At 39.7% G+C, this 9,307-nt stretch carries 6 protein-coding genes and 1 pseudogene; all 7 read right to left on the bottom strand.

Annotated features, from left to right (window positions below; translation table 11 throughout):
• A partial coding sequence (locus L652_RS1000000124455; RefSeq protein ID WP_253951842.1) for a S4 domain-containing protein occupies positions 1-158 on the bottom strand: 158 nt, incomplete at its 3' end.
• Between the two features lie 35 nt (positions 159-193).
• A complete protein-coding gene (locus L652_RS0103275) occupies positions 194-1,264 on the bottom strand; it encodes a DUF418 domain-containing protein (RefSeq protein WP_024595377.1) in 1,071 nt (356 codons plus the stop codon).
• A gap of 30 nt (positions 1,265-1,294) precedes the next feature.
• A complete protein-coding gene (locus L652_RS0103270; protein WP_024595376.1) occupies positions 1,295-2,509 on the bottom strand; it encodes an HDOD domain-containing protein in 1,215 nt (404 codons plus the stop codon).
• Positions 2,510-2,598: 89 nt separating this feature from the next.
• Entirely contained in the window at positions 2,599-4,134 is a 1,536-nt protein-coding gene (locus L652_RS0103265) for a glycogen/starch synthase (RefSeq protein ID WP_024595375.1), read from the bottom strand.
• Positions 4,135-4,214: 80 nt separating this feature from the next.
• Positions 4,215-5,516 carry a glucose-1-phosphate adenylyltransferase gene (glgC, locus tag L652_RS0103260; RefSeq protein WP_002958601.1) on the bottom strand — a complete coding sequence of 434 codons (1,302 nt, stop codon included), beginning with the start codon at positions 5,514-5,516 and terminating at the stop codon, positions 4,215-4,217.
• Between the two features lie 14 nt (positions 5,517-5,530).
• On the bottom strand, positions 5,531-8,068 hold the full coding sequence (locus tag L652_RS0103255; RefSeq protein WP_024595374.1) for a glycogen/starch/alpha-glucan phosphorylase: 2,538 nt from the start codon (positions 8,066-8,068) through the stop codon (positions 5,531-5,533).
• A pseudogene (locus L652_RS01000000123195) lies at positions 8,061-9,307 on the bottom strand (glycogen debranching enzyme GlgX); the annotation flags it as partial. The pseudogene L652_RS01000000123195 and the gene L652_RS0103255, both read right to left, overlap by 8 nt.

The raw sequence follows: 9,307 nt of genomic DNA, 5'->3' as shown, positions 1-9,307 counted from the left end.
TAGCCATTAACGCTGACACGACCTTGCTCAATATATTTATCGGCTTCGCGGCGTGAACAAAATCCTGTTTCACTAATAAATTTATTTAAACGTTTTAATTCGGTCATGGCACTTATAGCGTAGTAATTTTTAAGGCGAGTAGTGTAAACCACCCACACTATTTTTTCGCCCCTAATTTAAAATTTATAGGTGTTTAAGCATTAATTCTTGCTTTCGTTAATTTACGCCATACAAATTCAAGCGGGCCTTGGTTAAAATAGCGGCTGTATATAAAGGTAAATATGAGCTGCAGTGCAACTAATGACGTTGCAACTAACCAGTAGTCAATACGATCAAAATTGAGCACCCAGTGTGTAAATAGCACTTTATATAACAACAGTTGTATGAGTGTTTGGCTAATATATAAAGTAAATGCTAAGCGCCCCGCTTGTTGAATAAGCGTGCCAACGTGTGCGCTGTTATTGCAAAATTTAACAATTAAATGAATATACAGCGTAGCCATACCTAACGCCGCAAACATATTTATAAATTCTTGCACCCCATATCCTAAGCTGCCATTAAGCTGTGATGCATAAAGCCTGATTCCACAAAAAACAAGGGTCATTGCACCGCAAACTATTAATTGCTGAGTCGTTAAGCCTTTACTAAAAACGTCTTGTTTATATAAATAAATGCCAATGAGCATAAGGCCCACGCACATCCACATTGTCATTATTGGCACCATAACAAGCATTAACGTGTTCATAGCAAGGTTACTAATAAAGTAATCAATATAGTGTGGGTTATATAATTCAATAAACTGTGCTGTATCGCGGTAAATTATTTCATCGGGTACGCTAGATATAACAAGTAAGGTAATCACAGCCGACAACAAGGTAAATGCAAACCCTCTTTTTAAAAGTACGTTGCTATCACTTTCTAAATATTTAATAACAAACCAGCCAGATACACCGTAAACAAATAAAATATCACCGGCCCAAAGTAAAAAACCATGCGCTAAACCAAAGAGGATTAACCAATAGAGCCTGCTTTTTATTTGCACTTCAGACTTGTAACGCTCCCACTGAATGTAAAGCCCAGCACCAAAAAGCAAACTAAACAGCGTTCTAAAACGCCCGTCTACAAACACGCTGCTAAGGGTGTGAATAATTGAGTCGCTAACAGGAGGATTAGTTAAGGAGGAATACCCATATTCAAAAATGCCGAAGGCGTAAGCATTCATGTAAACGAGGCCAAGCACGGCAACGCCGCGAATAAAGTCCATATTATAATTGCGCATTAAAGCTATTATCCGTTAAATATTATTCTTATAACTGTCAGCCCAATCGACTGACTGCTGGTAAAGTGGAGGTAGTATAGCACTGTCAATATTCAACAAAAGTACAGCTTGTTCAAGTGCCCACCAGCTTCCTGTTTCATATGCTTTAACAACGTTTAAAATATAATAAAGTGTGTTTTTGTCCCCTAATAATGCCGTTTTTATTTCATCAGGGAAAGGTAGCTTTTCAACAAGCAAGCTCATTGGTTGATCAAGGATTGCATCTAGCAGTGAAAATAATCCTGTTAAAAATGCTTCGCCTGACTGACTTTTATTAACCTTTTTTGCCACAAGCTCACAAAAACGAGCACGTACAACACACACTTGCATTAGCTCTGCAGGTTTTTTACCCGCTGTATGAGCAGTAACAATAAGGCTCACAAACTTTTTAAGGCGTTCATGCCCTAAATACACAAGCGCTTGCTTAAGTGATGATATTTCGCTTTGTATAGGAAAAACACCACTGTTAATTAAACGCAGCAATTTATATGCAAGTGCAGCATCAAGCTCAAATAGTCCAGATATAGTTTTTATATCTGGACTTGTTTTCATTATTTCGGCGTAAATAGCGACAACTAAACCATAGTTATAGTCAATGTCGTTTTGTTTTATCATGGTGGGTTTTGCAAAAAAATAGCCTTGAAAATAATCAAACCCCATATCAAAGGCTAGCTTATAGTCATCTTGTGTTTCTATTTTTTCGGCTAGTATTTTTATTTGTTTATGCGCTTGTAACTTAGTAACTATGGGCTGTATTTCGCTAAGAGGTGTAATTGCAATATCAAATTTAATGAGCTTCACAAGCTTTAAAAAACGATCCCATTGTGGTTTATATACAAAATCATCGAGCGCGAGTTTGTAGTTACTGTGAAATAAACCTCGGCATAGCTCATAGTTATCGTCGGTAGGTTCTATGGTTTCGAGCAGCTCAATCACAACGTCTTGACATGGTAAGAAAGCACATAAATCGAGTTTTAGTGATTCTGGTCCTATATTAATAAGCGCTTTTTTGCCTGATGTAATATGGCGTGTACCTAAATTTAATTGATTTTCCATAATAAGCCTTGCTGTTGCTTGGCCTTCTGCAATATCTGGAAAATAATTTTTTGGACTATCACGAAAAAGTAGCTCATAGGCTACTACTTTTTTACTTCGATTGAATATTGCTTGCCTTGCAACAAATACAGACACATTACCTACTTCTTAGCTTTTATATAATACTAAGTAATTAAACCCTAAGCAGGTAGATTTGTCACTAAACTTTAAAGTACAGAAACGATTTACCGGTATAAGGTTGTTATATAATCAGTTGCCACTTGTGGCCACGAAAAACGCATTTGCTCTGCGCTGTGCTTAATTTTATGCCATCTTTTAGGATTTTGCTTTTTAATTAAGAGAGTTTCGTCTAAACAGCTAATTAAATTACGCGTTTGCGTTGCCAACGTGTCTCCATTAAAGCTAAAACCATTTTCGTGGTGTTTAACAGTATCTTTTAATCCGCCAACACTGTGTACTAAACACGGTTGCCCCGCTCGCATTGCTAGCATTTGGCTAATACCACACGGTTCAAATGAGCTTGGCATTAAAAATAAGTCACCTAATTGATACATTAAATCGCCAACACCTTGCCCATACCCCTTCAAAAATAAAAGATTGGAATTACGCGCCATTGCTTTGGTAAATATGCTTTCGAGCTCTTTGTCACCCGAGCCGAGAATAATAAGTCTGCCATTATGTTCATTAATTAATTGGCACACTTTATCAATAGTTAAAACCCCATTAACCTGCTGGCACAATAACAACACTTTTTGCTCAGTAAGACGGCCAACGCTTGTAACTAATGGACCGTTATTAACCGTTGCTTTAAATTGCTGTAGTCGTTGGTGGGCAATATAGTAGCCACTTTGTAACTGCTCGCTATTTGCCATCCAAGTAAATAAAGTGTTCTCTGCTTGGCTATAAAAATCAGCGAGAGTTGCTCCTTCAAGTGCATTGCTTGGATATTCGCAGCCATTTAAAATACCAACAAGCTTGCCTTGGCTTGCTGCATTTTGCAGATCTTGCTCAAGCCCTTCGCCACCAAAAAAACCATGTTCGTAATTGCTAGGTTCAAGAACCTCTTGGCTGTAAGTTGGCGATACAACATGTATTTTATCGCATAGATTTATTGCACTGCGCATAGGATTAAAACAATGAGGGTAACGCGGGTCGCATAATTGCTGGCCATTATAACTAAGTGATGGAAACCACGCCTCTAAGCTTGAATCATCATGTTTGAAAGGCCTTATCCCTTGCAGTGCAATATTATGCACTGTGAAGGCAATAGGTAAGGTATTAAGTGAGCTATAACGTGGCTCAAACTTAAGTAAAACTGCAACGCAGGCACTGTGCCAATCATGTAAATGCAGCGCTGTAGGGCGCTTTAATACACCTTGTAATAACGCTTCGCAGACGGCTGCGTTAAATAGAGCAAATTTAGTCGCATCAGTTGCAAAAGGCCTCCCCGGTGCATCATTACAATATACACTGCCTGATTCACTAAATAACGGGTGGCTAATAACAATTTGGCTTACATTATTTTCGGCTTGTTGTACTTTAAAAATGGTTAATACATGGGGTTGAGCATTAAATGCAACGGTTACTTCACCTATATAAATACGCTCAAGCGGCTCAAACCCGTAATCAGGAATAACAACATCAACCGTTATACCTTGCTTTGCAAGAGCCTTAGGTGCATCGCGTACTACATCTGCCACACCGCCTACTTTTGCGCCTGGTAACGCGTCATTTTCTGCTGCAACCATTAATACATGCATTAATTTATTATTTCCTTTAAACCTGTGTGAGCTTGCTCACAAATGAGCAAGCTATGTTGTCGTGCTTATCTAACTTGTTGTTACGCTAGCTTTTTATTTTCTCGCGCTTGGCGTTCTAACTTTTTTGCAAGCTCAGTGAGCATATCACGTGTAACAAGAACGATACCTTTTTTAGATACCCTAAAGCCGTTTTCTTCATCTGTTTTTTTGTCAAAACCGATTTCAAGACCAGCCGGTATTTCACAGCTTCTATCTATTATTGCGCGTTTAATTTTACAACCTCGGTTTATAACCGCACCGGGTAAAATAACCGACTGCTCAATAGTACAAAATGAGCGAACGTGAACGTTAGAAAACAACAGGGATTTTCTAACCGCAGAGCCCGAAATAATACACCCACCCGAGACTGTTGAGTCTAAAGCCATACCACGTCTATCTTCATCATCAAAAATAAATTTAGCAGGTGGTAGTTGCTCTTGATAAGTCCATATTGGCCACGTTGGATCGTATAAATCAAGTTGTGGCTCTGGCATTACCAGTTCCATATTAGCTTCCCAGAACGAGTCAAGCGTACCTACATCGCGCCAATAAGGTTGCCCTTCTTGGTTTGGATCTCTAAATGGGAAAGCAAATACATTATGCTCTTCTATAATCGCTGGAATAATATCGTGACCAAAATCGCGTCCAGAGCCTTCATTTTCAGAATCTTTTTTAAGTTGCTCAAACAAAAATTCAGTATTAAAAATGTAGTTCCCCATTGATGCTAAACATGTACCTGGCTTGCCGGGTACGGAGCTCGGCATTGCTGGTTTTTCATCAAAACGACACACTCTATTTTCTTCATCAACGGTCATTACACCAAACGTGTCTGCGGCTTCCTCTACTGGAACTTCAATACAACACACAGTCATATCTGCGCCTTTTTGCACATGTTCAGCCAATAAAGCACCATAATCCATACGGTACACATGATCTCCAGACAAAATCATCACATATTTAGGAAGCTCGTGACGAATAATATCTATGTTTTGAAAAACAGCATCTGCGGTTCCACAATACCAATCATCACCTTGGCGCTGAGATGCAGGTAGTATTTCAACCGACTCTCCTAGCTCTTTTTTAAAGTGCCCCCATGCGCGGTTTACATGGCGTATTAATGAATGTGATTTATATTGTGTAGCAATACCAACACGTCTCACACCCGAGTTAATGCAGTTTGATAGTGGAAAATCGATAATTCGATGCTTACCACCAAAGTAAACTGCTGGCTTTGCTCGCCAATCGGTTAACTCATGCAGGCGAGAACCGCGACCGCCTGCCAGTATTAACGCGTAAGTTTCTCTGGTTAGGCTACTTATGTAGCGATTTGCATAATTAGGCATAATACTCTCTCCATTTAGTCTAGGCTGTTAGTGGCATGGCTTTTAGTTGTCGTTAAGTCTGTTTCACTAATATTGAGGGGTTCTAAATGCCAAATATCTTCACTGTATTGGCTTATGGTTCTGTCACTTGAAAACAGTCCACTGGCTGCTGTATTTAAAATACTCATTTGTGTCCAGTAGGTCTGATCTGCGTAAGCTTTATCAACTTCTTTTTGAGCTGCTACATAACTTTCAAAATCGTGAGCAACAAGCCATGGATCGTGCGGGCTCTTAATTGCATTTGTTATGTCGTCAAATAAGCATGGCTCAAATAAATTAAAATGCCCGCTCTCGAGTAATTGCATCACATTCTTTAAATCGCTATTTTGCGATATTAAATGCTCTGGATTATAACGTGATTTAATATCGTCAATTTCGTGCGCTTGTGCGCCAAACAAAAAGAAGTTATCAGCACCAACAGCATCTCTAATTTCAATGTTTGCGCCATCCAGCGTGCCTATTGTCAATGCACCATTCATCATAAATTTCATGTTGCCAGTACCAGACGCTTCTTTGCCTGCGGTAGATACTTGCTCTGAGAGGTCGGTTGCAGGACAAATAACTTCCATTGCGGTTACGTTGTAATTAGGTAAAAATGCGACGCGTAAATATGGTGCAGCTTGAGGGTCTTTATTTATAACCTCTACCACGTTATTAATAAGCTTAATAATTTTTTTAGCCATGTAATAACCTGGCGCTGCTTTACCACCTAATAGAACACAACGAGGAACAAGTCCTTGGGTATCCCCACGGCGAATACGGTCATATAAATGAATCACATGAAGTATGTTTAATAGCTGACGTTTGTATTCGTGGATACGTTTTACTTGTACGTCAAACATCATTGATACATCAAAATCGATATCGCAGCGCGCCTTAACTAAATCAACTAAACGTTGTTTGTTTTCACGTTTAGCATTTTGCCACTGCTCATGAAATGCCTTGTTGTCATAAAAACGACGCAGATCACTAATTTTTGAAAAGTTTTTAACCCAATCATGGCCAATTTTTTCACCAATTAATTCACTTAATACTGGATTACAATGCGCGAGCCATCGACGAGGCGTTACACCATTTGTTTTGTTATTAAACTTATCTGGCCACAATGCATAAAATTCTTTAAATAATCCCGCTTTTAACAGTTCAGTATGAAGTGCTGCTACGCCATTTACAGAGTAACTACCTACAATAGCTAAATAAGCCATACGAATTTGCGGCTCATCACCCTCTTCAATCAGTGACAATGCACGTTGCTTTTCAACATCTCCCGGCCATTGCTGTGCAACTTGTGCTAAAAAGCGTGCATTTATCTCGTAAACTATTTCTAAAATGCGTGGTAATAATTTTGAAAACAACGAAACAGACCATTTTTCAAGCGCTTCAGGAAGTAGCGTATGATTTGTATAGGCCATGGTTTTAGTTGTGATTTGCCACGCATCGTTCCAATTTAATTCGTAATCATCAATTAAAATACGCATTAGCTCTGCAACAGCAATACTTGGATGCGTGTCGTTTAACTGAAAAACATGAAAATCAGCAAAGTCACTAAAGCTCTCGCCATGTTGAGAAACCCACTGATCAACTACGTCTTGAATACTCGCCGATGATAAAAAGTATTGTTGGCGCAATCTAAGCTCTTTACCATTTTCGCTGCTGTCATTTGGATACAGCACCATGGTGATCTGTTCGGCTAGATTTTTTTGTGCGACGGCTTCTGAATAACTGCCCGCATTAAATTCGGTTAAATTAAATTCATCTGTTGCTTCTGATTTCCATAAGCGTAGCGTATTTACAATATTGTTTTTATAACCTGGGACAGGTACATCGTAAGGTACAGCTAATACATCTTGTGAACTCATCCATTGACGATGCTCTCGGCCGAATTTATCTGTGTAACTTTGCACGTAGCCACCAAACTTCACACGTTTTGCATGCTCTGGCGCGCCTAGCTCCCATGGGTGCCCTTCGCGCAGCCAGTTATCTGGTTGCTCAATTTGGTTACCATCTTTAATTGATTGGTTAAACATGCCGTATTCGTAACGAAGGCCATAACCAATGACAGGTAACGCTAGACTTGCACAGCTATCTAAAAAACAAGCAGCTAGGCGGCCTAAACCACCGTTACCTAAACCTGCGTCGTGCTCGGCGTCTTCAATTGTTTCTATTGTTGTGCAGTATTCTTGTAATGCAGCAGCAACTTGGTCGTCTAAATCTAGGTTTAGTATTGCATTACCCAGCGCACGTCCCATCAAAAACTCAAGAGAAAGGTAAACCGTTTTGCGGCGTTTCTCTTGCTTAATTTGTTGATTCGTTTCTCTGCAGCGGGCCACAAGTCTGTCGCGAATAGTAAGCGCTAATGCGTGATACAAATAATGCTGCGATTCACCCACCTTATCTCGGCCGAGGGTATAATAAAAATGCCGTGTTAAGTCATCTTTAAGCGTACTTTCATCAATAACGGGCCCTTCTTGCCAGCCCTTTACTACACACACTTGTTCACTTTGTTTAGCCATGACTTACATCCTCTAAATTAGCACTAAAAACCCAACTACTTTGTGCTGAAATTTCAACCATCGCATCTTCATTACTACTCACAGATGCATTATTTACACTTGATAAAACCATTTGCCACAGCGCATTAATAGGCGAAGGCGGCATTTGACAAAAAATTGTTTTTTTACTGGCATTAAATACCATCAGTAATGCATGATTATTTTGCTTATCAAGTAAGCTATACATTAAAAACTGTCTGGTATCTTCATGCCAATGAGCGTCGGTCATGGTTTTACCTTGTTCAGTAAACCACTTAACGGTAAAACGCTCGTCTATATCATCTAAAAATACACTGTGTTTGAACGCGCTGTGCGCGCGTCTAATTTTTAAAGCATCATCAATAAATCGTGTTAGCGAATGATTAAGTTGAGAATCTTTCCAGGCAAGCCAGCTAGTGCGATTATTTTGGCAATAAGCATTGTTATTACCCCCTTGAGAGTGCGCCATTTCGCTGCCAGCGGCAATCATGGGTACACCTTTTGAGAGTATTAAAGTAAGTAAAAAGTTCTTTTGTTGTTGCAAACGCAGTACGTTTATTTTTGAGTCACTGGTAAAGCCTTCTACTCCACAGTTGAACGAGTGATTTGCACTGTGCCCATCTCTGTTTTGCTCACCATTGGCTTCGTTATGCTTTTCTTCATAACTCACTAAATCGGCAAGCGTGAAACCATCATGACTCGTTATAAAGTTAATGCTATTAAGTGGTCCACGTTGGCTATGCTCAAAAATATCAAACGATCCATGCAAACGTTTTGCAACGCTTGCAATAATGCCTGTTTCACTTTGCCAAAAACGTCTAATTACATCGCGGTATTGATCGTTCCATTCTCGCCATGGCGGCGGGAATGCACCAAGCTGATAACCACCTGGGCCTATATCCCAAGGCTCACTTATTAGCTTAACCTTATTCAGCACAGGGTCTTGGGCTACTGCTTGTAAAAAAGTATGTGCAGAGCTAAAGCCTGCTTTTGAGCGACCTAAAATGGTCGCTAAATCAAACCTAAAACCATCAACTCCCATTACCTCAACCCAATAACGAAGGCTATCAAGTACAAGTTGCAGTGTTTTAGGGTGATCAATATTTATGGTATTCCCACAGCCGGTATCGTTTATATATACATTAGGCTGACCCTCTACTGTGCGGTAATACGCTAAGTTATCAAAGCCTCTTAGCGATAATATAGGGCCATCGGCCCCCG

The organism is Pseudoalteromonas sp. TB25, assembly GCF_000497995.1.
In the GTDB taxonomy this organism is placed as follows: Bacteria; Pseudomonadota; Gammaproteobacteria; order Enterobacterales; family Alteromonadaceae; genus Pseudoalteromonas; species Pseudoalteromonas distincta.
This window is presented reverse-complemented; position numbering and strand designations above follow the sequence as displayed.